We start from the raw sequence: 26462 nt of genomic DNA on the forward strand, positions 1-26462 counted from the left end.
CCCGATCTTGGCCGCGCAATATGCCAATTGAATGACTTAAGGGACAGGAAATCAATGAGAAGACCTGTCGGCGGCCATTTACATTCGACCGCCGCTTTTTTGCGCCGCAAGCGCGTGGCAGGCAGATGCATCAAGGCTTGAAATTCCCTGCCAACAGTGCGAGCAGACGCTGAAGGCTAGAGAAACGGCAGGCAGGCAATGGTCATTTCATTCGACATCGGCGGTTCCGCCATCAAGGGCGGCATCGCCCGCTCCGAGTCAGACATCGTTCCGCTTGGCCGCCGTCCGACGCCGAAGGATGATTTTGGCGCTTTCGTCGAGACCCTGTGCGATATCATCGCGGAAACCGGCGAACGCCCGAGCCGTATTGCCCTCTCGATCGCTGGGGTCGTCGATCCCGATACCCAGCGGCTGACCTGCGCCAACATTCCCTGCATACACGGCCGCACGCTCGCGGCCGATCTCGAAGCCGAACTCGGCTTGCCGGTGCTGATCGCCAATGACGCCGACTGTTTCGCCATGGCTGAAGCCGGTCTCGGCGCTGGCCGCGGCCATCGCATCGTCTTCGGTGCCATCCTCGGCACCGGCGTCGGCGGCGGTCTGGTCGCCGACGGGCGGCTCGTCAATGAGGCCGGAGGCTTTGCCGGCGAATGGGGTCATGGGCCGATCATCGCCTCGGCGGCCGGTAATCCTCCCGTCGCCATTCCTGCTTACGCCTGCGGCTGCGGCCAGAAGGGCTGTGTCGACACTGTCGGCGGCGCCCGCGGGCTGGAGCGCCTGCATAAGACGCTGCATGATCTCAAGCTCTCAAGCGAAGAGATCATCGGTCAGTGGCGACAAGGGGAGGAGAAGGCGACACGCACCATCGACGTCTATGTCGATCTGGTTGCATCACCGCTCGCCCTGACGATCAACATCACCGGCGCCACCATCGTTCCGGTCGGCGGCGGACTTTCCAATGTCGAGCCCTTGCTCGCCGAGCTAGACAAGGCCGTGCGTACCCGCATCCTGCGCAAATTCGACCGTCCACTGGTGGTGCCGAGTGAATGCCGCATCGAACCCGGCCTGATCGGCGCAGCGCTGTTGGGGCTCAAGGCGGAAGCAATCACGTCTTAAAGCACCGGCCACATCCGCACGATCGCTGCGAACCGGTCCCAGTCTTTGCGTTCCAATGGCGTCCACCCGGCTTCGGCGACGGCCGGAAGGCGCGGGAAGACCAGCCGGTTGAAATAGGCGCGAGAGAGGAAGTTTTCAGTCCAGATGCAAGCCTGGACGCCGCGCAGCTTCTCCCGCAGCGCATCCGGCAACTCGCCCTCGGCCTCGTAAGCATAGGTGTGTTCCGGCGGCGCATGGCCAGCCCAGCTCGCGCCGGGCTCAGACCAGGCTTCCGCTTGCGCCATGTCGAGATAATAGGCTTGGCCCGGCGTCATCACCACATCGTAACCTTGCTGCGCCAGCTCGATTCCGACAGCGGGCTTTTCCCAGGCCATCAGCAAAGTGCCGTCGCGATCAACTCCGCCGCCATGCGAGACTTCGTTCCAGCCGGCGAGCTTCCTGCCGCGCTCCGACAACATGGCCTTGATCCGTTTCAGCAAATAGGATTGCAGCTCCGCTGTGCCGGCAATTTTCTCCCGTTCCATTAGCGCCTTGCAAAGCGGCGAGGAAAGCCAGGCGCCGCTTGCGACCTCGTCGCCGCCGATATGGATATATTCACCGGGGAACAGCGTGACCATCTCGTCGAACACCTTCCCGAGGAACTCATAGGTGAATTCGACCGCCGGGTTGAGGGCATTATTGGGATAACCCTGCACGGCGCGATAGCTGTCCGGCGCCTCCTGCCCGTCGACGAGTTCGGGCAGTGACAACAGCGTCGCGGTGCTATGGCCGGGAACATCGATTTCCGGCACTACTTCTATTTGAAGCGACGCAGCATGCGCGACGATCCGCCTGACATCCTCCTGCGTGTAATGGCCAGAGCGCGGTTCCGCCCCGTCACCAAGCTGCGGCACAAGCACCTCGTCCGGCCCGCGCAGCGCGCCGATCTCCGTAAGCTGGGGATAGGCCTTGATCTCCAGCCGCCAGGTTTCGTCGTCTGTCAGGTGCCAATGGAAGATGTTGAGCTTGTTCCAGGCGAGGATATCGATCAGCCGCATGACGTCAGCCACCGGATAGAACTGTCTGGCCACATCGAGATGGCAGCCGCGCCAGTCATAACGAGGCTGGTCGGCGATCGTGCCGAAATTCGGAAATCTGAAGCTCTCCCGATTGGCACGCGCGCCGTGCATGATTTGCGCCAGACTGATCAGGCCATAGTGCCGACCCGCCGCATCCGCGCTGGAGAGCACGACCTCATGCGCGGTAAATCGTATTTCATAGGCGAACGCAGCGATCGATGATTCAGTAACGAAACGAATAGCCCGCCCGCCCTTTACGGCGCAGAGCGAGAACGGCACATTTTCGGCCGGATAAAGCCGCTGGTAAAGCGAAAGAACCAGAGACAACGCCTTGACCGCCTCGGGCCGTGTCCTCTCGGCCGGATAAAGGACGAGCGGCAGTTCTCCCGCCTTCAACGCGAGCGCCAGCGGCCAGGGCAGCAGCGAATAAGGCTCCTCTACCCGGCCCGGCGGCAGAAGCGGCGGCGCAATTCCGCCATCGCGGTCTTCGAGAATCAGATCGCCGAAGGCGACAGCAATATGGCGCCCGTCGCCAAGTGCCAGATAGGCCGATTTGACCCCCGATGTCACATGTTTCGGCTCTCGGGTCAGTCCCTCGACGGTGAACCGCCAGTGGCCGCCCGGCGGCACACTCAGCCCGTCGGGCGGCCGGAATTCATGGAGATGCGCGACTTGTCGCTTCAGGCTGCCGCCATCGCAGACGTGTTTTTCGGCAACCCGTGTCTCCGACGTATAGGCGAGCGAGAAACTGGAAAGCGGCTCGGCTGAAAGATTGAAGAGCGTGAAGATCAAGCGCCCGAAACTGCCTTCGACCGGATGCCAGCTTGTTTCCAGACGATAATCGGCCATGGTCTCACCCTCCCCGTCAATGAGCGGCCGGGATGACGGCTTGTGCCCCGGCATGCTTTCAAAAGCTTAGCTTTTTCGAGGCGGCAAGGGAATCGACGCGAGTCGAGGCGAACCCGGCAGTGATGAGAACCGTGAGATTGCGGCCTGCAAGGAAAACGGCGCGGCTTTCGCCGCGCCGTCCTCACTCGGCTGCCAACGCCGGCGGATGTCTGTCATCCGCCTCTTCCTGGATGGCGTCGGCATCCCGGCCTGGCTCGTCCTTTGCCTTCGGCTCCCGGCCGAAGAAAAGGGCGTAACCGGCGGGCAGAACCAGAATGGTGAGCACTGTCGCAACCAAGATGCCGCCCATCATGGCGAAGGCGAGCGGACCCCAGAAGACGCCGCGCGAGATCGGGATCAACGCCAGCACGGCGGTCAGCGCCGTCAGCATGATCGGCCGGAAACGCCGCACGGCCGCACCGACGATCGCCTCCTGCCGGTGCATACCAGCCTTGATGTCCTGATCGATCTGATCGACCAGAATGATCGAATTGCGCATGATAATGCCGAGCAGCGCGATGACACCGAGGATCGCCACAAAGCCGAAGGGCGCGCCGCTGATCAGCAAGGCGGCGGCCGCCCCGATGATGCCGAGCGGGCCGGTGGCAAGCACCAGCATCGCCTTGCCGAAATGCTGCAGCTGCACCATCAGCAGCACGATGATGACGGCGAGCATGATCGGCGCCTTGGCGGCAATCGACATCTGGCTTTCCGCCGCATCCTCGGCACCGCCCTGGATCTCGACGTTGTAGCCGGCCGGCAGGCTGTCGCGCAGGTCCTTCATGTCGGCATACATCTTCATGACCACGTCATTCGGCTGCACGCCGTCCGGCAGCGTCGCGCGCACCGTGATCGTCGGCAGCCGGTCGCGCCGCCATTCGATGCCCTGCTCCATGACGGGCACGACCTTGGCGACCTGCGAGACCGGAACGAAGCCGCCGAAATCCGTCGGCACGTAGACGGAATTGACCGCCGACAGCAGCGAGCGGCTGGCATCCGGCTCGCGGGCGACGATCGAGACCGTCTCCTCGCCGTCGCGGAAATCGTCGAGCGGAGCCCCGGACATGGCGGTCTGCAGCATCTGGCGCACGCGCTGCGAGGTCACGCCAAGCGCCCGGGCGCGGTCCTGGTCGATCACTAGCTTCATCGCCGGCACCGGCTCCAGCCAGTCGTCATGGATGGCGCCGAGCATCGGGTTGGCCGTAAAGCGCGCCTTCACCTGATCGGCGATCGCTCGCACCTCCTGGCGGTCAGGCCCCATGATGCGCATCTGCACCGGCCAGCCTGTGGGCGGGCCGAGGAAGAGGCGGTCGACCTTGCCGCGGATCGATGGGAAGTCTTCGGCAAGAATGGTGCGCAGCTTGACGATCAGCCGTTCGCGCGCCGGTTCGTCCTTCGCCATAACCAGCAGCTGGGCGAAGTTCGGGTTGCGCAGCTGCTGGTCGAGCGGCAGGAAGAAACGCGGTGCGCCTTCGCCGATATAGGTGGCGATGAACCGCTTGTCGGGATCATCCATCATCTTCGCTTCGAGCGCCTTCGCCTGCACTTCGACTTCCCGAATGCTGGTGCCTTCGGGCAGCCAGAGATCGACCAGGATTTCCGGCCGCGAGGATTGCGGGAAGAAATTCTGCGGAATGAACTGGAAGGCCCAGAGGCTGGTGACGAAGGTTCCGAGCGTCAACAGCAGCACGATCACCCGATGGCGAACCGCCCAGCCGACGGTGCCGCGCAGCCGGCGATAAAAGCGGGTGTCGAAGGCATCATGATGCTCGCCGGCGTGATGGCGCTGCTTGAGGATCATGTAACCGAGCCACGGCGTAAAATAGACCGCGACGAACCACGAGGTAACAAGCGCGATGCCGACGACGTAGAACAGCGAGCGGACATATTCGCCGGCCGTCGATGCGGCGAAACCAACGGGAATGAAGCCGGCCGTGGTGATCAGCGTCCCCGTCAGCATCGGGAAGGCGGTTGAGGAATAGGCAAAGCTTGCCGCCTCGATCTTGACCAGTCCCTCCTCCAGCTTCCGCTCCATCATCTCGACGACGATCATCGCATCGTCGACCAGCAGGCCGAGCGCGATGATCAGGGCGCCGAGCGAGATGCGCTGCAGGTCGATGCCGAGTTCGTACATCAGCGCGAAAGTGGCGGCGAGCACCAGCGGAATGGCGATGGCGATGACGAGGCCCGAGCGCCAGCCAATCGACAAGAACGAGACGACGAGCACGATGATGAGGGCTTCGCCGAGCGCATGCATGAATTCGCCGATCGCATCCGTTACCACGTCGGGCTGGTTGGCGATCTGATCGACTGCGACTCCGTAAGGCAGCGATTCCTCGAAGCGCTGATAGGTCGCCTCCACATCCTTGCCGACATCGGTGACGTTGAAGCCCTTGGCCATGACGACGCCGACCTGGACGCTGTCATGGCCGTTGAAACGGTACTTGCGCTGGTAGGGATCTTCGAGCCCGGAACTGACGGTGGCGATATCGCCGAGGCGCGTCACCTGGGCGCCTGCGCGAAGGCTGAGCTCACGGATATCGGCCGCCTTCTTCACGTCGCCTTCGACAGAGATGCGTACCGAACGCAGGCCGGTATCAACGGAGCCCGCCGGATCGACATTGTTCTGACCCTTGATAGCGTTCTGCAGGTCGAGGATCGTCAGGCCGCGCTCGGCGAGTGCCTTGGACGAGACGTCGATATAGATCTTCTCAGGCTGGTCGCCGATGATGACCGCCTTCTCGACGCCCGGTGTCGTCAGCAGCATGTCGCGCGCCTGGATCGCGAACTTCTTCAGTTCCGGATAGGTATAACCCTCGCCGCTGATCGAATGCAGGGTGATGAAGGTATCGCCGAACTCATCGTTGAAATAGGGGCCGAGCAGACCTTGCGGCAGCTCGCTGGAGATATCACCGACCTTCTTGCGCACCTGGTAGAAGGCATCGGCCACGTCCTTCGAATTCGTATCACCCTTGACCTGAAGCGTGATGATGGAGCTGCCCGCCCGCGTATAGGACTTGACCCAGTCAAGATGCGGGGTTTCCTGCAGCTTGCGCTCGATCTTGTTGACGACCTGATCTTCCATTTCCTGAATGGAAGCGCCTGGCCAGATCGCCTGGACGACCATGACGCGGAAAGTAAATTCGGGATCCTCGCGCTGGCCCATGCGCATCAGGCCGAGAATGCCGGTGATGATGATCAGGCCGAAGAGGAAGCGGGCGATGCTCGGATGTCCGATCGCCCAGCGCGACAGATTGAAGGGCCGTTTTTCCGCGGTGGCGTCCATGGTCCTGGTTCCCTCTTGAAGCGCGATTAGCGAACGGCCTGGTCGGTATCGGCCTGGGCCGACTGCTGGTTCGGCACCTTCACCTTCAGGTTCTCGCTCATGAATTGGGTGCCGGCGGCAACGACGAGATCGCCGCTATCGAGGCCTTGGGTCACATGCACGCCGTCGCCGGTGAAATCGGCGACCTCGATGATGCGGCCATGCACCGTCGCCGTGTCGCGGTCGACCGTCCAGACCATCTGCTGGCCGTCCTTTTCGGCCAGCGCAGTGAGCGGGATCGAGACATAGCTGTTGCCGTTGTTGACATCGGCTTCGATGGTCGCGGTCATGCCTAGCAACACCCGCGGATCGTTCGGCAGGCTCACGCGAACCGCAAAGGTGCGCGACTGCTGGTCGGCGCTGCCGGAAACCTCGCGCACCTTGCCGTCGAGCACCAGCCTGGCATCAGCCCAGAAACTGGCCTTGACCGTTTTGCCGGGCTTGAATTCGGCAATGTCGTTTTCCGGAACCGCGATCTGCACTTCCTTTTCACCATCGACGGCAACGGTCAAAACGGGGCTGCCGGAGCCAACGACCTGGCCGATATCGGCATTGATCGATGTCACTATCCCATTCTGGCCGGCCTTGAGCTCGGTATAGCTCACCTGGTTCTTCGCCTGATCCAGCGCCGAGAGCGCTGCGTCGCGCTGCGAGATCGCCTGGTCATGGCTGAGTGCTGCCTGTTCGAGCTGCGACTTCGGGGCGACGCTCTTGTCGAACAACTGCTCGGCGCGCTTGTTGGCGAGATCGGCGGTTTCGACGCCCCTTTCGGCCGCGGCGAGATTGGCCTCCGCCGTCTTGACTGCGAGCTGATAGTCCGTGGCATCGATGCGGGCGAGAACGTCGCCCGGCGTCACCCGGTCGCCGATATCGACGAGACGCTCGGTGATCTTGCCGGCCACCCGAAACCCGAGGTTCATCTCCGTGCGCGCCTTGACCGACCCCGAATAATCGAGCTTGCGGGTATCGTCGGCTTTGGCGATCTCCACGACCTTCACCGGCCGAATAACTTCCTTGACCTCAGCTTTTTCTTCCGAGCAGGCGGACAGGCCGATCCCGATGACGCCGATGAGCGCGAGGTTCGCGACGGACGGCATGCGGTTGCTGAGGGTGTTGAGCGAAAACATCTTCCGCACTCCTGGAATGTTTCGGGGGACCGACGACGGCTGCCGTCGATTATTTCTTGAGCGCCCTGATGGCGTAATCGATCAGTTCGTCGACGGCAGCGCGGTTGGTCTTCGCGAGACATTGCGCCACCATCTGGGGATGACAGAGATTGACCGTCGCCGCGCCGAAGCAGCGCGAGGCGACCACCGGATCGTGCTCGGCGAACTCGCCGGAGGCGATGCCTTCGGCGATGATTTCAGCAATCAGATCATGGACGCGATCGATATGTTTCTCGATGACATGCCAGTCGCGCTCGATCGCGACCACGATCATCTCGTGCACCTTCATCTCGTCGAGCATCGTATCCATCGTCCATTGATACTGGGTCTCGACATAAAGGCGCAGCCGTTCGCTGGCGCTGAGCGGCTGGTGGCGGATGTCGTAAGCGAGCTGATAGCAAGTGGCGAGCATGCGTCCGCAGAGCGCCTGATGGATCTCCACCTTCGAAGCGAAGAATCGATAAATATTGGCCGGCGACATGCCGAGATCGCGGGCGATGTCTGCCACCGTCGTTTTGCTGTAGCCGTAGTGACGGAACAGCCGCTCGGCCGCGTCGAGTATCCGCGTGATATTCTCCTGTCGCGTGACGTCGAGCGTATTTTCCGCAATGTCGTTCATGGACTTCGAGACCTCGAGTAACGACTGACGATTTTCGAATTTCGTCAGTCGTAAAACATCAAACGTCACTTGTCAATGCCGCCTGCGTAACGCGAGCGGTGCGATAAATTTGGAAACGAGGTGATGATGAGCGCGAGCCACGATTGAAAAGTGCCGCGACATCAGACGCGCGGCACTTCGCGGCAATAGCAGAAAAAAATCAGGCGAGCTTGACGTCGAGCGTGATCGGAACGGCGGCGAGCGCCTTGGAAATCGGGCAGCCGGCTTTCGCCTTGTTGGCCAGTTCGGTGAAGGTCGCCTCATCTGCACCGGGGACGCGGCCGGAAAGTGAGAGATGGATGGCAGTGACGGCGAAGCCACCCTCGACGCTTTCGAGCGTCACCTTGGCCGAGGTTTCCATATGCTCGGCGGTGAAGCCGGCTTCGCCGAGGATGAGCGACAGCGCCATGGTGAAGCAGCCGGCATGGGCAGCGCCGATCAGCTCTTCCGGGTTGGTGCCGGGAATGCCTTCGAAGCGGCTGGCAAAGCCGTAGGGATAGTCTGTCAGGGCGCCGCTCTGAGTCGAGATCAAGCCCTTGCCGTCCTTGAGGCCGCCGCTCCAATGAGCCGAAGCCGTGCGATTGATCTGCATGCCGTCCTCCTGTTTCGATGGTTTTGAGGAAGCGGCAGGGCGCCGCTCCATGCCTGAGGGAGATTGGATAGCCTCCCGGTGGGACAATATAACGCTCTATCCTGAGAAGACGACAGGCTCGTAAAAATCGGCGAAATAGAAAGCCTTTCAGGCGGGATGCTGCTGCACGCTGAGACCGCCGTCGATCGTCAGGCAGGTGGCGTTCATGAACGGGCATTCGTCGGAGATCATGAACACCGCCGCCATGGCGATCTCCTCAGGCGTTGCGATCCGCCCGCCGGGATGCAGCTTCATCGTCTCGGCTTTCGCTGCCTCCGGATCGGGGAAGCTGTTCCAGTAGTCGATCACCTTCTGCGTCGAGACATAGCCCGGCGCCAGCGCGTTCACCCGGATATTGCGGGACGCATACTCCAGGGCGAGGGATTTCGTCATGCCGAGCAGCGCATGTTTCGCCAGTGGATAGGGAAACGTATGCGGAATGATCGTGAAAGCGTGCGTGGAGGCAATGTTGAGGATCACGCCGTCGCCGCGCTCGATGAAGCCGGGCAGCACCGCCTTGCAGCAATTCCATGCTCCCTTGAGATTGATGTCGAAGCAGCGGCTCCACTCCTCGTCGGTCGTGTGGAGCGGTTCGGCAAAGACATTGACCCCGGCATTGTTGACGAGCGCATTCAATGGCCCGATCTCGTCATTCGCCTGAGCAACCGCCTTGGCGATTGTTCCGGCATCGGTAATGTCGGCCGGCAGATAACCAACCCGGCCGCCCGTGCTGGCGAGTTCTCCCGCTGCATGCGCCAGCAGCGCTCCATCGCGATCGACGAGATAGACCGCGGCATTCTCCCTGATGAAAGCCTTGGCGATCGCAAGGCCGATACCCTGCGCAGCGCCGGTGATCAGAATATTTTTGCCCTGCAGGCGATCACCCATCTATCTTCCCTCCGGCTGAACCGGCAGCGCCGACAGATCGATCGTGACCTTGCCTGAAAGAGCCTCGCCCGGCTCAAGAGGTTTGAGCCCTCCGAAATCCGGCAGATGATGCCCATTCGGCAGGTGGCTCATCGGTTCCAGGCAGAAGAAATCTGTCCGGTCGAGCCGCATGTACAGCATGAAGCGATTGAGCGCATCATCGGCTTCCAGCGTCGCCTGGATTCCAAGTTCCGGCCAAGCGATGGCTGCCCGTCCGTTCCATCCTTCGAAGGCGTTGTTCATCCATTGCCACGGCAACAGCGCACCGGAAGTGAAATCGAATTTAGCGGGTACCGGACCAGGTGCATCAGGGAGATGGTCCGGCCGTTCGCTCCAGAAGCGGTCGGCTGCGATCGTCAATCGTGTTTCCGGCGTCCGGGTGAAGAAGGGATGCTGCCCCAGCCCGAAGGGCAGGACCGCCTCTCCCCTGTTCTCCACCGAGAGCGTCAGCGCTAGCCGATTGCCGCTGAGGCGGATCTCTTGCCGGGTGAGATAGGCATAGGGCGAGATCCTGTCGGCATCGCGCCAAAAGCGGAGCTGCGCGTGCTCGGAACTCGATTCTTCCAGCTCCCATAGGCTGATCCAGCCATCGCCATGCAGGTAGAGCGGATCGTGGCAATTTCGCTGGAAGGCATAGTTGCGTCCGCCAAAGGTCATGGCATTGCCTTCCACGCGGTTGCCGAACGGAACCATGGGAAAACTCGCGAAGGTCCCATCCTGGCCACCTGTCGAAACGAGGAAAGGCTTGCCCCGGAATGTTGCGGCGGTGACGGCCGCGCCCCGACGGCTGATCCTGACGGAGAGATCACCGCGGCCCAGATCGATGTCGTCCCCGCCATGCCCTTTGCTCATCCGCGTCGTCCCGCAGCCGAAGATCTCAAATTGTCGAGCAGCACTGCGATCAGCAGGATCAGCCCGCGCACGACATACTGATAGAATGCCTGGATATTCAGCAGATTCATAACGTTTTCGGCAATTCCCATGATCAGCACCCCGACGATGACGCCGCTCATTGCCGCCCGGCCGCCGGCAAGTGAAACCCCGCCGAGGACGCAGGCCGAAATCACCGAAAGCTCGAGCCCCGTCGCCGCATTCGGCTGGCCGGAAGTGATGCGCGAGGCAAGCAGGATGCCGGCAATGCCGCAGACAAGACCCTGCAGCGCAAAGATCCAGACCCGCATGGTGACGACGTTGACGCCGGCAAGCCGCGAAGCTTCGGGATTGCCGCCGATCGCCAGCGTGTTCTTGCCGAAAACGGTGCGGTTGAGCACGAAGCCGAAGAAGACGAAAAGGATGAGCATGATCCAGATCGGTGTCGGCACGGTGAGGAAACGCGACAGGGCAAGCTGATAGAAGGCGGGATCGTTGATGCCGACGGCGCGGCCATCCGACGCGATCAGCGCCAGCCCGCGCACGATCTGCATGGTCGCAAGCGTCGTGATCAGCGCATTGATTCGGAACCGGGCGATGACGATACCGTTGACCAGGCCAACGATGGCGCCGCAGAGCAGGGCTGCCAGCAACCCGACGGGAATGGAGCCTGTCGCGTTGGAGACCATCACCGCAGCCATGCCGGAGAAAGCGACGATCGATCCGACGGAAAGGTCGAAGTCCCGGGAAGCCAGGCAGAACATCATCGTGCAGGCGACGATGCCGATCGTGACGACCGATTGCAGCAGCCCAAGCATGTTTCGCTCGGTCAGGAAGTTCGGAACGAAGAGCGAGACGATCACGAAGGCGGCGGCGAAAATCACCACCAGCCCCTGCTCCCCCAGAAGGATTTTTTTCAACGAAGTCATCGTCCGTGTTCCCAGTCTTACATGATGCCTGCGGCATTCTTGTCGGGGAGTGCCGCCGTCAGGATGCCGCGCTCGTCGAAATCCGGGCGGGCGACATTGGCCGCCACCCTGCCCTGACACATCACCATGATGCGATCGGAGATTCCCATGACCTCGGGCAGCTCGCTTGAGATCACCACGATCGCCATGCCGTCGGCCGCCAGCTCATAAAGGATTTCATAGATTTCCGACTTCGCCCCGACATCGATGCCGCGCGTTGGCTCATCGATCACCAGAACCTTGATGCCCTGTTCGGAAAGCCACCTGCCCAGAATGACCTTCTGCTGGTTGCCGCCCGAAAGATTGATGATGTCCTGCTTGCGCGATGGCGTGCGCACCCGCAGCCGGGCGATGAACTGATCGGCCAGCGCCGCCTCCTTCTTCGGGTTCAGAACCCCGAAGGGAGAGAAATGCCGGCGCGACGAGATCGCAATATTCTCCTCGATCGACCGCCCCTGAACGATGCCGTCGGATTTACGATCCTCCGGGCAAAGCACCATGCCGGCGTCGATCGCCGCTTTCGGATCGTTCGGCGAAACGGCGACGCTATCGATCGTCACCTGGCCCTGATGCCTCGCATCGGCGCCGTAGAGCAGCCGCGCCATCTCGCTGCGGCCGGCGCCGATCAGGCCGAAGAAGCCGAGGATCTCCCCTCGGCGAACTGAAAAGCTGATGGGATGGCGAAGCTTGGCCCCCGAGAGGCCCGTGACCTCCAGTCGAATGTCGCCGAGCGGACGCTCGCGCCAACCCCAGATATCACTGATCGCGCGGCCGACCATCTCCGAGATGATCTGTTGGCGTGTCGTGGCGGCGATCTCAGGATGATGGGCAGCAAGCTTGCCGTCGCGCAGCACCGTCAGGCTGTCGCAAAGCCGGAAGATTTCGTCGAGACGGTGCGAAACATAGAGGATGACCGCTCCCTTCGCTTTCAATCTTTCGATCAGTGAAAACAGGATTTCGCTTTCGCGCGAGGAGAGCGAGGAGGTCGGCTCATCGAGCGCGATCACCCGCGCCTCGAGCATGACGGCCTTTGCGATCTCGACCATCTGCCGCGCGCCGATCGAAAGTGAAGCGACCTTGGCCGCCGGATCGACATCGATGCCGATTTCATCGAGCTTCGACCGCACCGTCTCGATCAGGGTTTTGGCCTGGATCACCCCGCCCTTGGCAGGAAAACGCCCGAGCCAGAGATTTTCAGCCACGGTCAGCTCCGGAACGAGCTGCAGTTCCTGATGGATGACGATGACGCCGGCGTGGAAGGCGTCGCGAACCGAGGCATATTTCTGTTCCTCGCCGTCGATGAGAATATTGCCGGCGTCGGCGGCCTGATCGCCCGACAGCACGCGGATCAGCGTCGATTTGCCCGCGCCGTTCTCGCCCATCAGGCCGTGGACGGCGCCCTTCGCGACGGCAAACGAGACGTCCGACAGTGCCTGCACGCCGGGATAGCCCTTGGAGATATGTTTGAATTCGAGAAAAGCCATCATCACCCCACCGAAGGTTCCGGCGGCACGCTTACGCCGCCGCCGGAGACGTCTCATCTTGAGCGATGATCAATCGATGCCGAGTTCCTTGCGGACCTTCTCGTAATCGCCGCGTAGCGCCAGCGAACCTGACGTCAGCGTCAGCTTTTCCGGCTCTTTACCGTTGGCGATCCAGTCGTACATGTTCAGCGCCGTCTCATAGCCGTGACGTTTCGGCGAGATGATGACTGTTCCGAAGAAGCCCGTCGCTGCCGGCTTCTTGAACTCGTTGATCGCCGATTCTGCACCGCCGATGCCGACGCCAATAACGTTTGTCGCCGGAATGCCAACCGATTCCGAAGCGCGAACGGCGCCGAGAACGGCTTCGTCGTTGAGGCCGAAAGCGACCCAATATTTGACGTCGGCATGCTTGTTGAGAACGGTGGTCGCGGCGTTGAGCGCTGCCTCGGTATCCGTCTTCGCCTGCGGCGCATCATAGATGTTCTCAGCCGGGAAACCGGCGGATTTCAGCACCGAGATCGCACCCTCGACGCGGTCGACGGCGGTTGGAAGTTGATCGTAGGAGACCCGGATCGCGCCGACATTCTTCATGTCCCAGCCGCGCTTCTTGATTTCATCGACGATCGCCTGGCCAACGGTTTCGCCGATCTTGGTGGCCGAGATACCCATATGCGGCACCTCTTCCAGCGGCTTGCCGTCGGCGCTGACGAGACGGTCGTCGACCGTCATCAGTTTCAGCTGGTTGGCTTCGGCCTTGGCGACGATGCCGGGACCGAGCTTCACGTCAGGCGTGCAGATAATGAAGCCCTGAGCGCCCTGAGCGCCGAGGTTATCGATCGCCGATTGAACCTTCTCGCCGTCTTCGGCGCCGATCTTGACGACGGTGAAGCCTTTTTCCTTGGCCGCCTGGTCGGCGAATTTCCATTCGTCCTGAAACCACGGCTCTTCCGGCTGCTTGACGATGAAACCGATCTTGACGTCTGCGGAAAATGCCGAGCCGGCCGCCAGAATGGCGAAAGTGCCAGCCAGGATGGCTGCTTTGAACAAGCGCATGTCTCTCTCCCTAAACTCTGAAATCGAGCAGCTGCCTCCCCGGCAGCGTCAATTGAATTATGTTAAATCATCATACCAGTCAATTGCCAATGTATGATGATTGGAATAATAGGACACTCATGGGAGCCCGATGGACCCGTCGCAAAGCGAACCGAATTCGGATAATCAGGTTCGGTTGCTGCCTGGGAGAGATTGCGGAGAGGTGAAGTTGGAATCGACCGAGGAACAGGGCCGAACGGAAAGCTCCGGTAGCGAACGCCGGCCCCGCGTACGCCGCAACGTGACGGCAGCGATCGCTCAGGACATCTGCGCGGATCGCTATCCCTCGGGCTCGCCGCTGCCCCGCGAGAACGACCTCTGCGAACTCTATGGAGTCAGCCGCACCGTGATCCGCGAATCGTTGAAAGTCCTTGAATCCAAGGGGCTCGTCCGCGGCAAGCCGCGGGTCGGGACAACCGTTTGCGACCGGGATGAATGGAACATCCTGGACGCCGAAGTGCTCGACTGGATGGGACCTTACATCAGGGACTTCGACCTGCTCGGCTGCATTCTCGAAGCGCGCCGCACCATCGAACCGGCCGCCGCCGAATATGCCGCCGAACGTGCCAGCGCCCAGGAGATCGCCGATCTCGACAAGGCCTGGCGGCAGATGCGCGACAGCGCAGGCGATCCGGAAAGCTTCACCGACGCCGACGTGATGTTTCATACGGTGCTGCTCACCGCCAGCCACAACCAGGTGTTCCGCCGTCTGTCGAGCGCCATCCACGCCGCCCTGAAATACGCGCTGCACGCTTCCAACATCGCCGTCGAGAATCGCGAGGATGCGGTGCTCGTTCACGGCGAGCTAGTTGAGGCGTTGCGTATGCGCGACAAAACAGGCGCGAGGGAATGCGCAAATCGCATGCTCGACCTTGCGGTTCGCGACCTTGCTGCCGCCGAGAAGGCGATCGGCAGGACGAAATGATCGATCACGAGAGGCCGTGGACACGCTGTCCCATCGCAAATCCGAGAAGAGATTGAGACCTAAGATGAAGATCACCAAACTCACCACCTATATCGTTCCGCCGCGCTGGCTGTTTCTGAAGATCGAGACCGATGAGGGCATCGTCGGCTGGGGCGAACCGGTCGTCGAGGGCCGCGCGCTGACCGTCGAGGCCGCCGTCCATGAGCTGGAAGATTACCTGATCGGCAAGGATCCCTTCCTGATCGAGGACCACTGGACGGTGATGTATCGCGGCGGCTTCTATCGCGGCGGCGCGGCCCATATGAGCGCGATCTCGGGCATCGACCAGGCGCTCTGGGACATCAAGGGCAAGGCGCTGGGCCAGCCGATCCATTCCCTGCTCGGCGGTCAGCTGCGCGACCGCATCAAGGTCTATTCCTGGATCGGCGGCGACCGTCCGTCTGACGTCGCCAACAATGCCAGAGACGTGGTTTCCCGCGGCTTCAAGGCGATCAAGCTCAACGGCTGCGAGGAAATGCAGATCGTCGACACCAACGAGAAGGTGGAAAGGGCGGTCGAGACCATCGCCGCCATCCGCGAGGCGATCGGCCCGCATATCGGCATCGGCGTCGATTTCCACGGCCGCGTCCACAAACCGATGGCAAAGATTCTCGCCAAGGAGCTCGAGCCCTACAAGCTGATGTTCATCGAGGAACCGGTGCTGTCCGAAAACAAGGAAGCGCTGCGCGATATCGTCAATCATACCTCGACACCGATCGCGCTTGGTGAGCGGCTCTATTCGCGCTGGGATTTCAAGCAAGTCCTTTCCGACGGCTATGTCGACATTATCCAGCCGGATCTTTCCCACGCCGGCGGCATCACCGAATGCCGCAAGATCGCGGCGATGGCCGAAGCGTATGACGTCGCGCTGGCGCCGCATTGCCCGCTTGGCCCGATCGCGCTCGCTGCCTGCCTTCAAGTCGATGCGGTCAGCTACAATGCCTTCATCCAGGAACAGAGCCTCGGCATTCATTACAATACCGGCAACGATATCCTCGACTACATCTCCAACAAGGAGGTGTTCCAATATGCCGATGGGTTCGTTTCCATCCCTCAGGGGCCGGGCCTCGGCATCGAAGTCGACGAGGCCTATGTCATCGAGCGCGCCAAGGAGGGCCATCGCTGGCGCAACCCGATCTGGCGGCACGCCGACGGGAGCTTTGCCGAGTGGTGAGAGTGGAAGGGTCACGCAAGCGGCCCTTTTTTAATCGCCCTGTCGGAGATTGGGCGCCTCATCCGTCATAATGGAAACTCAAAGAGGAGATTTCGGAATGGCCAGAGCAATTGCAGTCATCGTCGCCCGCATCATCTTCAGTTTCATTTTCTTCATGGCAGCAGGCTTCAAGTTCGCTGATATCGGCGCCACGGCGGGCTATATCGCTGCCGCCGGATTTCCGATGGCGACCTTCCTCACCTGGGTCGCAGCCTTCTTCGAGATCGCCTTGGCCCTTGCCTTCATATCAGGCGCCTTTTTCACCGAGGCGAGCCTGCTGGCAGGCATCTACGTGATCTTCCTTGCCTTCGCCTTCCACGGACCGTCCCACTGGCAACAGAACCAGGCCGAATTCGGCTTCTTCGTCGATCACTTCACCTTCCTCGCCGGCCTGCTCTTCGCCGCCGTCCACGGGCCGGAAAAATGGGCCTTGCGACAAGCGCTCCTGAGATAGCCCTGCGTCCGCTGCTGCCGGGAACCAACGGTCGCGTCGAACATTGCCTATCGGCAGAAGGTCAAGGAGGCCGACCATGGAGCTTGAGGGAAAGATCGCACTGGTGACGGGTGCCGGTTCCGGTATCGGCAAAGCGGCTGCGTTAAGGCTTGCTGCCGAGGGAGCAAGAATTGCCGCACTGAGCCGCACCGCCGACGAAGTCGAAAAAACCTGCGCCGAGATCAAAGCCGCCGGCGGTCAGTCGATCGCCTTGACGGCCGACACCAGCGACGAAACGCAAATGAGAGCCGCGGTGAAGAAGCTCACCGACACCTTCGGCGGCCTCGACATCGTCATTGCCAATGCGGGCATCAATGGGGTTTGGGCGCCCATCGACGATCTGAAGCCGGATGAATGGGACAAGACCATCGCCGTCAATTTGCGCGGCACCTACCTGACCCTGCACCTGACGGTTCCGCACCTGAAGCGCCGTGGCGGTTCGATCGTCGTCGTCTCCTCGATCAACGGCACCCGCACCTTTACGACGCCGGGCGCCACCGCCTACACGGCAACCAAGGCCGGCCAGGTCGCCATGGTGCAGCAGCTCGCCCTGGAACTCGGCCGGCACGGCATCCGCGTCAATGCCGTCTGCCCTGGCGAGATCGAGACCAACATCAGCGCCAATACCGACAGCCGCCGTCGCGAGGAGACGGAGGTGCCGGTCATCTGGCCGCAGGGCGATATCCCGATTGCCGGCGGAAAGGCAGGCAAAAGCGAGGATGTTGCCGAAACCATCCTCTTCCTTGCCTCCGATCGCGCCCGGCACATCACCGGCACGCCGATCTGGATCGACGGCGGCCAGGGCCTGTTGCGGTAAGCCTCGAAGGTTTCGTGAAAATGTCAGTCGTTTAGCCGGGCGCTGTCGAGCGTGTAGAGTTCCTGCGCACGCTGCACGCCGCGCAGCGCATAACGTCCGACGCAGGCAAGCGCGGCACGCTCTTCCGCCGGTATGGCCGCGGCGAAATCGGAGGAGATCAGCAGGTTAAGGTCGACCGAGCGGCACATGGAGGCAATCCGGCTGACCTCGTTGACGGCGGGACCGATGACGGTGAAGTCCAGCCGGTCCTGACTGCCGATATTGCCGTAGAAGACATCGCCGATATGCAGACCGATATAGACATCGGTCGTCGGCCGGCCGTCGGTGGCGCGTGCGGCATTCAGCTTAGTGAGTTTTTCCCGCAGCAGCGATTCCGCCCTCAGCGCCGCCCGGCAGGTCTCGGCCGGCACTTCGCCCTTGAAGATGGCGAGCACACCATCGCCGATCAGCTTCAGCACATTGCCGCCCGCCTCATGGATCGCCGAGATCGCTATCTCGCTGTAATCGTTGAGCAGCGGAATGATTTCCTCCGGCGGCACGCGATCCGAAATCTTGGTGTAGTTCAACAGATCGGAAAACCACAGCGCAGCCGAAATCCGCTCCGATTTACCGCGGCTGATCTTGCCTTCCATCACCTGCCGCGCCGCATCCTCGCCGAGATAGACTTCCGCGATGGTGCGGGCGATGCGCCCGAGCGCAATGCACTTGATCGCCAGTCCGAGAACCGGCACGAGCTTGCGCAGAATGGCGATATCGTGCTCCGAGAAACCCTCGGGATGCTTGGTTGCGAAATGCGAAAAGAAGCAATCCATCTCACCGATCGTGCCGGCTTCGCTGAAACGATGCATCATTGCTACAAAATCGGTGTTACCAGCTTCGGCGATCTTGTCGAGCATGGTGAAATCGATCGGATCGCCGAAGCCGATGCGTCGGCGGACCTCCCGCTCGTTGCCCGACCAAAGATAATAGAAGGCCGAGCGCTGCCAGGTCGCAGCCGCTTCGCCCGAGCCCGTCGGGCCATACTCGAATTCGGTTTCGATCTCTTCCACGCTGTCCCAGCGGAAGGCCCTGCCCTCATGCACGGGGTGCAGCGTGTCCATTAGCGCCATGCCGCGGTCGAGCGGCAGGCCGGCATCGCGGCAGGCCGCGCAGAAGCCGGTCATGAGCTCCGCTTCCGAAGCGCCCTTCAGTCCCCGCTCCGTAACCCAGGCCGCAATCGTGCTGACGTCGCTGTAATCCATGCCGCTCACCTTTGTCCGTTCCGAAGCTGTAGCCCGAACTCAGCGTGGAAGGAAGTCAATTGGCTCAACCGGGCGTGGGCATATTATAGGGCGTGACGATTTCGACGGAAGAAAGTGAAGCCGGAACGGCCCGCCCCGGTGCTTGTGCCCGGCTCATGATTGCCCTGAAGGCCGAGCGGGCATCGGTTCTGAGATCGTGATGCAGCACGAAGCCGATACGGCCTGCGGAAAGCAGGGCGCGGTTATCGGCATCGAGATCGTGGGCGACGAAGACGCGGACGGGACGCTTTGCCGCATCGAAGGCCGCCAGCACCGCGCGATTGCCGCCGCCGATCGAATAGACGGCATTGATGGCCGGATCAGCCGCAAGTGCTGCCGCCGCAAGCGTTCCCGTGGCGGTATCGGTGCCGTGCCCTTCGCTGATTTCGGCAATGCCGATTGCGGGATAATGGGCGCGGATGACGCGGCGAAAGCCGATTTCGCGCTCCTCCTCGCCGCGGAACCGCCCGCTCGACAGCGTCACCAGCACCTTGCCGCCGGCAGTTCCGAGGAATTCGCCGATCAGATAGGCGGCGGTCTCTCCCGCAGCCCGGTTGTCGGCGCCGGCGTAAGCGATGCGGGACGAATTCGGCAGATCGGTCACCAGTGTCACCACCGGAATGCCGGCGGCATCCGCCCGCGCGACGGCCGCGGCCACCTCGGCAACGTCAGGCGCCTTGAGTACGATGCCATGCGTGCCGCGCAGCCGGATACGATCGAGAATCTGCACCAGTTCGGCCGGCTTCATCACCTCGGCAAAATGGAAACGGCAGCGGAAAACGCCGGGCAGGAAGGCCGCCATCTCGGCCTCGAAAGCGGCGCGCACTGCATCGCTGAACCGCTGCGGCGTCTCCATGACGATATCGATCGCCAGCGTTCGCCCACTGCCCATCGCGCCGGCCTGCTGTTTTTCCAGCTCGGCGATCGCCGCCCTCACCCGCATTGCCGTCTGCTGACGCACACCCGGCCGGCCGTTCAGCACCCGGTCGACGGTGGCGGTGCTCAGTCCCGCCTGGAAGGCGATGTCCTTGACGAGAAAGGGATGGGCCATGGAATCCGCTTGATGGTTTTTTGATGGATTTCTGATCTACATCACCCGGTATCGCAGCGTATAGTGCCTTCATCGAAAGAGGAGGAGCCATCATGAAGACCGACAATCAGCAGAAACTGCGCGCCGACCGAGTCTGGCTCAGCGAAGATGCCTGCGATCTCGACGATTTTCGCCGCCTTGCGGAAAAGACGACCGCGCTTGCCGATTACCCCACAGCTTCAGCCGTCGAGAAGAACGTGCTGATCTATGACAGCCGCAAGGTAACGGCGGCGGCAACCGGCGAAGGCAAACGCCTCGTGCTGGCCGAAATCTGCGAAGCCTTCGGCGAAGGCCCAGGCGTCGTCGTTTTCAAACATGCTTATCAAGACACCGGCATCATCGACCGCGCCAGCGCGATTTTCAATGCCATCATCGAGGAACAGCACCGCACCTCGACGGGCGGCGGCGATCATTTCGCCAAGCCCGGCGCCAACGACCGCATCTGGAATTCGCTGGAAAAACACTGCCTCGCCGATCCGGAAAATTTCGCCGAATATTACGGCAACGCCGTTATCGCGCTCGCAAGCGAAGCCTGGCTCGGGCCGAGCTATCAGATGACGGCGCAGGTCAACCGCGTCAATCCGGGCGGTGCGGCGCAGTCGGCCCATCGCGACTATCATCTCGGCTTCCAGTCATCGAAGGTTATCGAGCAGTTTCCGGCGCATGTTCACCGGCTCTCGCCTGTTCTGACGCTGCAGGGCGCGGTCGCGCACTGCGACATGCCGCTCGAAAGCGGTCCGACGCTCTTCCTGCCGCACAGCCAGACCTATGTACCGGGTTATCTGGCGCTGAAGCGCCAGGAGTTCCGGGATTACTTCGAGGCCAGCCACGTCCAGCTGCCGCTCGAAAAAGGCGACGTCGTCTTCTTCAATCCCGCCCTCTTCCACGCCGCTGGCACCAACCGTTCGGCCGACATAAAGCGTGTCGCCAACCTCTTGCAGGTCTCCTCCGCCTTTGGACGGGCCATGGAGACCGTCAATCGCGAGAGGATGAGCGCCACGCTCTTCCCCGCCCTGAAGGCATTGCAAGACCGGCTCTCGTCCGACGGAATCGCCAACGCCGTCGCCGCCTGCGCCGAAGGTTATTCCTTCCCCACCAATCTCGACCGCGACCCGCCGCTCGGCGGGCTGGCGCCGAAGACGCAGGCGCAGCTGATGCATGAGGCGCTGCGGGAAGGCTGGAGCGACGAGACCTTCAAGGTAGCGCTTGCCGAGCAGGCGCGGAAGAAGTTGAGCTGAAGTAGAAATAGAGGCCCGTTTTTCCTGATGCAGGAAACAGTGAAGGTCATGCGCCGCGAAAAGATCGAAGGCACGATCGTCAATATAGGCTCGATGTCGGCTAAAGCCGGCCAGCCCTTCATCGCCGCCTACTGCGCTTCCAAGGGCGCGCTGGAAACGCTGACGAAGAACACCGCTTATGCGCTGCTGCGCAACCGCATCCGCGTCAACGGCCTCAACATCGGCTGGATGGCCTCCGAAGGCGAGGATCGCATCCAGCGCGAATATCACGATGCACCTGCAGACTGGCTGGAGAAGGCAGCGGCGAATCAGCCCTTCGGCCGGCTCGTCGATCCACACGAGGTGGCGCGCGCCTGCGCCTACCTGTCATCGGCGGAATCCGGCCTGATGACCGGCTCAGTCATCTGTTTCGATCAATCGATCTGGGGTGCTTACGACGGCTCGCCGCATCCGGTCGCCGCTCTCTGAGAAAACCCGAGCCCTCACATTTCCCGTTGCCGCGCTCTGGTCGCTGGGAGGATTTGTCGCTAGGAGAAAGACAGCAGCATTCAGGGAGGAACTGGCGTGGCTGACAATCCGCTTTATGAGGTCCGCGATGAACGTTTCGCCGCTCTGGTTATCGGCAGCGCCGCCCTCGATGAGCTTTATTCCGGCTGCCGCTGGACGGAGGGCCCGGTCTGGTTTTCCGACCTGAACTGCCTTCTCTGGAGCGATATCCCGAACGAACGCATGATGCGCTGGACACCGGATGGGACGGTCTCCGTCTTCCGCTCGCCCTCAAACTATGTCAACGGCAATACCCGTGACAAACAGGGCCGGCTCATCTCCTGCGAACATGGCGGCCGCCGGGTCACCCGCACCGAATTCGATGGCAGCATCACCGTCCTCGCCGACAGCTACCAGGGCAGGAGATTAAATTCGCCAAATGACGTTGTCGTCCATTCGGACGGCGGGATCTGGTTCACCGATCCGACCTACGGCATCCTCTCGGACTACGAGGGCCACAAGGCCGAGCCCGAACAGCCGACCCGCAACGTCTACCGGATCGACCCGATAAGCGGCGCAATCGACGCCGTCGTCGAAGATTTCATCCAGCCGAACGGCCTTGCCTTCTCGCCCGATGAAACGAAACTCTACATCGCCGATTCCGGCTCGGGCAAACACGAAGTGCCATGCCACATCCGGGTTTTTGATGTCGTCGACGGCAGAACGCTTGCCAACAGCCGCTATTTCTGCAGCCTCGATGCCGGCCATCCCGACGGTTTTCGTTTCGATATCGGCGGCAACCTTTGGACAAGCGCGGGTGATGGTGTGCATTGCTTCTCACCCGATGGCACGCTGCTCGGCAAGATCAAGGTGCCGCAGACGGTGTCCAATCTCACCTTCGGCGGCCCTAAGAAGAACCGGCTGTTCATTACCGCGACCCGTTCGGTCTATTCGATCTATACCAAGACGAACGGCGCACAATATCCGTAGTTTATGGAGCGCAGCGCCGTGCGTTGGACAGGCATGCCTGACGATATCGCCGTCGTCTGATAGGACGGTGTTGCCCCGGAGCGTCATCTGCAAGGGGCGGCAGCGGTTCCGGATGACGGCCTGCACGAAAAAAGCTAAAGCGCATCGCATGAATCAGTTTTGATGCGACGCGCTGGAGCGCTCGCGCCTCATTGCATCAAGGAGGAATACCCGATGATCCGATTTTCATGCGCCAAAGGGAGCCGCACGGCTCCTGATGCTACGACCCGGAGAGCCTAAGATGCGTTCCGTCGTTTCCTTCAACGAGGGCTGGAGTTTCCACGAGGGCTTCGGCCAGCGCCTGCTCGAAAACTTCGATGCCGCCAAGCCGGTCAGCCTGCCCCACACCGCCGTCGAACTGCCCTTTAACTATTTCGATGAAAAGAGCTATCAGCGCGCCTTCACCTATCAGAAGGTGCTGCGCTGGCTGCCGGAATTCGAGGGCCGCGAGGTTTCGCTGATCTTCGACGCCGCGATGGCCGATAGCGTCGTCTATCTGAACGGCGAGGAGATCATCGCCCACAAGGACGGCTATACTCCCTTCGAGGCCCGCCTTACCGGTAGGCTGGTCAAGGGCGAAAACCTCGTGACCGTGAAAATCGACGGCAGCGAAAATCCTGCCATTCCACCCTTCGGCGGCCGCATCGATTACCTGACCTATGCCGGCATCTACCGCGACGTCTGGCTGAAGGTCACCGACCCGGTCTCGATCCGCAATCTCAAGATCGAAACATCAGACGTTCTCGCCCCTGAGAAATCCGCGACCGTCCGCGTCGATATTGCCAATCCCGAAGGCCGCAATTTCTCTGCAACGGTCACCGCCACGCTGAAGCAAGCCGACGGCGCCGTGATCGCCACCGCCGCGACCGAAACGATCGGCGAGCAAACCCGGCTTTCCTTCGGCGGCCTCACCGGCATCGCGCTCTGGGACATTAGCAATCCAGCGCTCTACGAAATCTCCGTCGAAATCAGGACCGAGCACGGCTCCGACCGTCTCTCTACCCGTTTCGGCTTCCGTACCGCCGAATTCACCCCCGAAGGTTTCCGCCTCAATGGCAAGCCGCTGAAATTGCGCGGCCTCAATCGCCATCAGGCATTCCCCTATGTCGGTTACGCCGCCGGCCGTTCCGCCCAGGAACGCGACGCCGACATCATGAAGAGCGTGCTGAAGTGCAATATCGTCCGCACCTCGCATTACCCGCAGTCAAAATGGTTCCTCGACCGTTGCGATACAATTGGCCTCCTGGTCTTCGAGGAAATCCCCGGCTGGCAGCATATCGGCGATGCCGACTGGCAGAAGGAATCGATCGAGAACGTCCGCCGCATGATTGAGCGCGACTGGAACCATCCCTCGATCATCATCTGGGGCGTGCGCATCAACGAGTCGCAGGATAGCCACGACTTCTACGTTGAGACCAACCGCTTGGCCCGTGAGCTCGACAGCACCCGCCAGACCGGCGGCGTGCGTTACATCACCGAAAGCGAGCTGCTCGAAGACGTCTACACGATGAACGACTTCATCCTCGGCAACGAAGAACTGCCGGGCTCCAACCGCCCGCGCACCGCGCTCCGCGCCCAGCAGGAAAATACCGGGCTGTCACATAAGGTGCCGTACCTCATCACCGAGTTCAACGGCCATATGCACCCGACCAAGATCTACGATCAGGAACAGCGCCAGGCCGAGCATGTGCGCCGTCACCTCGAAGTGCTGAATGCCGCCTACGGCGATCCGGATATTTCCGGCGCCATCGGCTGGTGCATGTTCGATTACAATACCCACAAGGATTTCGGCTCCGGCGATCGCATCTGCTATCACGGCGTCATGGATATGTTCCGCGAACCGAAATTCGCAGCCTATGCCTATATCAGCCAGTGTGATCCTTCCGAAGAGATCGTCATGAAGCCCGTTACCTTCTGGGCGCGCGGCGAGCGCAATATCGGCGGCGTGCTGCCGCTGATCATCCTGACAAATTGCGACGAGGTGGAACTGCAATATGGCGGGCTCAGCAAACGCATCGGTCCGGATCGGGAGAATTACCCGCACCTGCCGCATCCGCCTGTTGTGCTCGACCACCGGCACTTCACATCAGATGAGCTCGGCACCTGGGGGCTCGAATGGATCGACGGCACCCTCACCGGCTATATCGACGGCACGCCCGTGGCCAGCCTGAGGCTGGCGGCCGATCCCTTGCCGACGACGCTGGAAATCGTGGCCGACGCCGGCACGCTGAAAGCCCGCGAACGTGACAGCACGCGTGTCATCATCCGTGCCCTCGATCAGTGCGGTAATCGCCTGCCGTTCATGAACGACAGCATTTCGCTGAAGGTGCATGGCCCGGCAAAGATCGTCGGCCCAACCAATGTGCCGCTGCAGGGCGGCACATCAGGCTTCTGGCTGGAGGCGACGGGGCTGGTGGGAGAAATCACCGTCGAAGCGGTCTCCTCACGTTTCGCGCCGGCGACCCTCAACCTAACGGCCGTCGCCTAACGCATAACCCGAAAATCGAGATGGAGCGCCCTTGGCGCGTCTTATCGGACGCACGGCGCTCCACCTTATGCGATCCGCGCCTGCGTTTCCGGATCGAAGAAGACAGCCCTGTCGAGATTGAAGGCGAGGCGCGTGTGCTGGCCGGGTGCGATACCGGCATCGGCGCGCAGGCGGGCGACGACTTCCTTGCCGCCGAGCTTGGTGACGGCGAAGGTGTCGGAGCCGGCCGGTTCGACAACCTCGATCAGGCAGTCGCCTTCGGTGAGCGAGCGGGCATTGCGGTCGGCGCCATCGGGGTCGGTCAGCGCCTCGGGGCGGATGCCGAAGATCACCTGCCGGCCGGCATAGGAGGAAAGGCCGTTGCCGGTCATCGTGACGGGAAGCCTGAGCGGGGCGGCATTCGGCCGCTCGAGCGAGACCGCAAGGCCGCCGGCGCCGTTCTCGACCGAGGCCTTCACCAGGTTCATCGCCGGCGAGCCCATGAAGTCGGCGACGAACATGTTGGCGGGATTGTTGTAGATCTCCGCCGGCGTGCCGAACTGCTGGACGATGCCGTCCTTCATCACGGCGATGCGGGTGGCGAGCGTCATCGCCTCGATCTGGTCGTGGGTGACATAGACGATGGTCTTGCCGGTCGCCTGATGCAGCCGCTTGATCTCGATGCGCATGTCGACGCGCAGTTTCGCGTCGAGGTTGGAGAGCGGCTCGTCGAACAGGAAGAGCTTGGGATCGCGCACCAGCGCCCGGCCCATGGCGACGCGCTGGCGCTGGCCGCCCGACAGCTGGCTCGGCTTGCGGTCGAGCAGATGGCCGATCTGCAGCACCTTGGCGACCTTGTCGATCGCCTGCTTGCGCTCCTTGGGCGGCACGCCGCGCATCTCCATGCCGAAGGCGATGTTGCCCGCCACCGTCATATTCGGATAGAGCGCATAGGACTGGAACACCATGGCGATGTCGCGCTTGGAGGGATGCAGGCCGTTGACGGCGCGCCCGTCGATGCGGATATCGCCTGACGTGATCGTCTCCAGCCCGGCAATGGTGTTGAGGAGGGTCGACTTGCCGCAGCCGGACGGGCCGACCAGCACGAGAAAGCCGCCCTTTTCGAGTTCGAGATCGATACCCTTGAGGATGTCGACGGCGCCGAAGCGCTTTCTGAGGCCGGAGATTTCCAGGAAAGCCAT

General features: G+C 61.8%; 21 protein-coding genes and 1 pseudogene. 9 read left to right on the top strand and 13 right to left on the bottom strand.

The window, feature by feature from the left end; genetic code table 11:
- Nucleotides 1-198: 198 nt before the first annotated feature.
- Nucleotides 199-1116, top strand: a complete 918-nt coding sequence (locus NMA58_RS17970) for an ROK family protein (RefSeq protein WP_430958065.1) — start codon at nt 199-201, stop codon at nt 1114-1116.
- Here the strand turns inward: NMA58_RS17970 and NMA58_RS17975 are convergent.
- From NMA58_RS17975 to NMA58_RS18020, 10 genes are all read right to left on the bottom strand, one after another.
- Complete coding sequence (locus tag NMA58_RS17975; RefSeq protein WP_434711498.1) at nt 1113-3023, bottom strand: beta-N-acetylhexosaminidase; 1911 nt, start codon at nt 3021-3023, stop codon at nt 1113-1115. The genes NMA58_RS17970 and NMA58_RS17975 overlap by 4 nt on opposite strands.
- A 181-nt stretch (nt 3024-3204) precedes the next feature.
- Nucleotides 3205-6348: an efflux RND transporter permease subunit gene (locus tag NMA58_RS17980; RefSeq protein WP_434711499.1), complete on the bottom strand. Its 3144-nt coding sequence runs from the start codon at nt 6346-6348 to the stop codon at nt 3205-3207.
- 26 nt (nt 6349-6374) lie between these two features.
- Nucleotides 6375-7514 (bottom strand): efflux RND transporter periplasmic adaptor subunit, encoded by a 1140-nt coding sequence (locus tag NMA58_RS17985; protein ID WP_097597162.1) that lies wholly within the window; start codon nt 7512-7514, stop codon nt 6375-6377.
- A gap of 49 nt (nt 7515-7563) precedes the next feature.
- Entirely contained in the window at nt 7564-8172 is a 609-nt protein-coding gene (locus tag NMA58_RS17990; protein ID WP_085779560.1) for a TetR family transcriptional regulator, read from the bottom strand.
- A 199-nt stretch (nt 8173-8371) separates the two neighbouring features.
- Nucleotides 8372-8803 (bottom strand): OsmC family protein, encoded by a 432-nt coding sequence (locus tag NMA58_RS17995; RefSeq protein WP_085779561.1) that lies wholly within the window; start codon nt 8801-8803, stop codon nt 8372-8374.
- A gap of 147 nt (nt 8804-8950) precedes the next feature.
- Complete coding sequence (locus tag NMA58_RS18000; protein WP_434711500.1) at nt 8951-9730, bottom strand: SDR family oxidoreductase; 780 nt, start codon at nt 9728-9730, stop codon at nt 8951-8953.
- Nucleotides 9731-10621: an aldose 1-epimerase gene (locus NMA58_RS18005; protein ID WP_430958072.1), complete on the bottom strand. Its 891-nt coding sequence runs from the start codon at nt 10619-10621 to the stop codon at nt 9731-9733.
- Nucleotides 10618-11568 (bottom strand): L-arabinose ABC transporter permease AraH, encoded by a 951-nt coding sequence (gene araH / locus NMA58_RS18010; protein WP_434711501.1) that lies wholly within the window; start codon nt 11566-11568, stop codon nt 10618-10620. Before araH ends, NMA58_RS18005 begins: the two co-directional genes overlap by 4 nt.
- Nucleotides 11569-11585: 17 nt before the next feature.
- A complete protein-coding gene (gene araG / locus NMA58_RS18015; protein ID WP_434711502.1) occupies nt 11586-13091 on the bottom strand; it encodes an L-arabinose ABC transporter ATP-binding protein AraG in 1506 nt (501 codons plus the stop codon).
- Between the two features lie 69 nt (nt 13092-13160).
- Nucleotides 13161-14144 carry an arabinose ABC transporter substrate-binding protein gene (locus NMA58_RS18020; RefSeq protein WP_097597157.1) on the bottom strand — a complete coding sequence of 328 codons (984 nt, stop codon included), beginning with the start codon at nt 14142-14144 and terminating at the stop codon, nt 13161-13163.
- Nucleotides 14145-14352: 208 nt separating this feature from the next.
- Between NMA58_RS18020 and NMA58_RS18025 the strand changes: the two genes are divergently transcribed.
- The 4 genes from NMA58_RS18025 (at nt 14353) to NMA58_RS18040 (ending at nt 17670) form a co-directional block, all read left to right on the top strand.
- Nucleotides 14353-15108 (top strand): FadR/GntR family transcriptional regulator, encoded by a 756-nt coding sequence (locus NMA58_RS18025; protein ID WP_085779566.1) that lies wholly within the window; start codon nt 14353-14355, stop codon nt 15106-15108.
- Nucleotides 15109-15172: 64 nt separating this feature from the next.
- On the top strand, nt 15173-16321 hold the full coding sequence (gene dgoD, locus NMA58_RS18030) for a galactonate dehydratase (protein ID WP_434711503.1): 1149 nt from the start codon (nt 15173-15175) through the stop codon (nt 16319-16321).
- Between the two features lie 97 nt (nt 16322-16418).
- Nucleotides 16419-16814 carry a DoxX family protein gene (locus tag NMA58_RS18035; protein WP_085779568.1) on the top strand — a complete coding sequence of 132 codons (396 nt, stop codon included), beginning with the start codon at nt 16419-16421 and terminating at the stop codon, nt 16812-16814.
- Nucleotides 16815-16890: 76 nt separating this feature from the next.
- Nucleotides 16891-17670, top strand: coding sequence for an SDR family oxidoreductase (locus tag NMA58_RS18040; RefSeq protein ID WP_085779569.1), 780 nt, complete (start codon nt 16891-16893; stop codon nt 17668-17670).
- 23 nt (nt 17671-17693) lie between these two features.
- Here NMA58_RS18040 and NMA58_RS18045 read toward each other — a convergent pair whose 3' ends face one another.
- Both NMA58_RS18045 and NMA58_RS18050 read right to left on the bottom strand, forming a co-directional pair.
- Nucleotides 17694-18911 (bottom strand): adenylate/guanylate cyclase domain-containing protein, encoded by a 1218-nt coding sequence (locus NMA58_RS18045; protein ID WP_430958078.1) that lies wholly within the window; start codon nt 18909-18911, stop codon nt 17694-17696.
- A 64-nt stretch (nt 18912-18975) separates the two neighbouring features.
- The gene (locus tag NMA58_RS18050; protein WP_434711504.1) at nt 18976-20001 is read right to left on the bottom strand and encodes a LacI family DNA-binding transcriptional regulator; all 1026 of its coding nucleotides are present in this window, start codon (nt 19999-20001) and stop codon (nt 18976-18978) included.
- Between the two features lie 92 nt (nt 20002-20093).
- Here NMA58_RS18050 and NMA58_RS18055 point away from each other — a divergent pair, with 92 nt between their 5' ends.
- From NMA58_RS18055 to NMA58_RS18070, 4 genes and pseudogenes are all read left to right on the top strand, one after another.
- Complete coding sequence (locus tag NMA58_RS18055) at nt 20094-21278, top strand: phytanoyl-CoA dioxygenase family protein (protein ID WP_434711505.1); 1185 nt, start codon at nt 20094-20096, stop codon at nt 21276-21278.
- 9 nt (nt 21279-21287) lie between these two features.
- Nucleotides 21288-21746: pseudogene (locus NMA58_RS18060) on the top strand (SDR family oxidoreductase); the annotation flags it as partial.
- A 96-nt stretch (nt 21747-21842) separates the two neighbouring features.
- Nucleotides 21843-22754: an SMP-30/gluconolactonase/LRE family protein gene (locus NMA58_RS18065; RefSeq protein WP_430958081.1), complete on the top strand. Its 912-nt coding sequence runs from the start codon at nt 21843-21845 to the stop codon at nt 22752-22754.
- Nucleotides 22755-23034: 280 nt separating this feature from the next.
- On the top strand, nt 23035-25281 hold the full coding sequence (locus NMA58_RS18070; protein WP_434711506.1) for a glycoside hydrolase family 2 TIM barrel-domain containing protein: 2247 nt from the start codon (nt 23035-23037) through the stop codon (nt 25279-25281).
- Nucleotides 25282-25346: 65 nt separating this feature from the next.
- Here the strand turns inward: NMA58_RS18070 and NMA58_RS18075 are convergent, their stop codons facing one another.
- A complete protein-coding gene (locus NMA58_RS18075; RefSeq protein ID WP_434711507.1) occupies nt 25347-26462 on the bottom strand; it encodes an ABC transporter ATP-binding protein in 1116 nt (371 codons plus the stop codon).

Source organism: Rhizobium sp. YTUHZ045 (genome assembly GCF_051124255.1).
Classification (GTDB): domain Bacteria; phylum Pseudomonadota; class Alphaproteobacteria; order Rhizobiales; family Rhizobiaceae; genus Rhizobium.

Excerpts from the sequence above, each read along its gene's own strand:
- NMA58_RS18040 (WP_085779569.1), top strand. The coding sequence starts at position 16,891 with ATGGAGCTTGAGGGAAAGATCGCACTGGTGACGGGTGCCGGTTCCGGT.
- NMA58_RS18075 (WP_434711507.1), bottom strand. The coding sequence starts at position 26,462 with ATGGCTTTCCTGGAAATCTCCGGCCTCAGAAAGCGCTTCGGCGCCGTC.
- NMA58_RS18035 (WP_085779568.1), top strand. The coding sequence starts at position 16,419 with ATGGCCAGAGCAATTGCAGTCATCGTCGCCCGCATCATCTTCAGTTTC.
- NMA58_RS18070 (WP_434711506.1), top strand. The coding sequence starts at position 23,035 with ATGCGTTCCGTCGTTTCCTTCAACGAGGGCTGGAGTTTCCACGAGGGC.
- NMA58_RS18050 (WP_434711504.1), bottom strand. The coding sequence starts at position 20,001 with ATGGCCCATCCCTTTCTCGTCAAGGACATCGCCTTCCAGGCGGGACTG.
- NMA58_RS17995 (WP_085779561.1), bottom strand. The coding sequence starts at position 8,803 with ATGCAGATCAATCGCACGGCTTCGGCTCATTGGAGCGGCGGCCTCAAG.
- NMA58_RS18045 (WP_430958078.1), bottom strand. The coding sequence starts at position 18,911 with ATGGATTACAGCGACGTCAGCACGATTGCGGCCTGGGTTACGGAGCGG.
- NMA58_RS17980 (WP_434711499.1), bottom strand. The coding sequence starts at position 6,348 with ATGGACGCCACCGCGGAAAAACGGCCCTTCAATCTGTCGCGCTGGGCG.
- NMA58_RS18005 (WP_430958072.1), bottom strand. The coding sequence starts at position 10,621 with ATGAGCAAAGGGCATGGCGGGGACGACATCGATCTGGGCCGCGGTGAT.
- NMA58_RS18000 (WP_434711500.1), bottom strand. The coding sequence starts at position 9,730 with ATGGGTGATCGCCTGCAGGGCAAAAATATTCTGATCACCGGCGCTGCG.
- NMA58_RS17985 (WP_097597162.1), bottom strand. The coding sequence starts at position 7,514 with ATGTTTTCGCTCAACACCCTCAGCAACCGCATGCCGTCCGTCGCGAAC.
- araG (WP_434711502.1), bottom strand. The coding sequence starts at position 13,091 with ATGGCTTTTCTCGAATTCAAACATATCTCCAAGGGCTATCCCGGCGTG.
- araH (WP_434711501.1), bottom strand. The coding sequence starts at position 11,568 with ATGACTTCGTTGAAAAAAATCCTTCTGGGGGAGCAGGGGCTGGTGGTG.
- NMA58_RS17970 (WP_430958065.1), top strand. The coding sequence starts at position 199 with ATGGTCATTTCATTCGACATCGGCGGTTCCGCCATCAAGGGCGGCATC.
- NMA58_RS18055 (WP_434711505.1), top strand. The coding sequence starts at position 20,094 with ATGAAGACCGACAATCAGCAGAAACTGCGCGCCGACCGAGTCTGGCTC.
- dgoD (WP_434711503.1), top strand. The coding sequence starts at position 15,173 with ATGAAGATCACCAAACTCACCACCTATATCGTTCCGCCGCGCTGGCTG.
- NMA58_RS17975 (WP_434711498.1), bottom strand. The coding sequence starts at position 3,023 with ATGGCCGATTATCGTCTGGAAACAAGCTGGCATCCGGTCGAAGGCAGT.
- NMA58_RS17990 (WP_085779560.1), bottom strand. The coding sequence starts at position 8,172 with ATGAACGACATTGCGGAAAATACGCTCGACGTCACGCGACAGGAGAAT.
- NMA58_RS18020 (WP_097597157.1), bottom strand. The coding sequence starts at position 14,144 with ATGCGCTTGTTCAAAGCAGCCATCCTGGCTGGCACTTTCGCCATTCTG.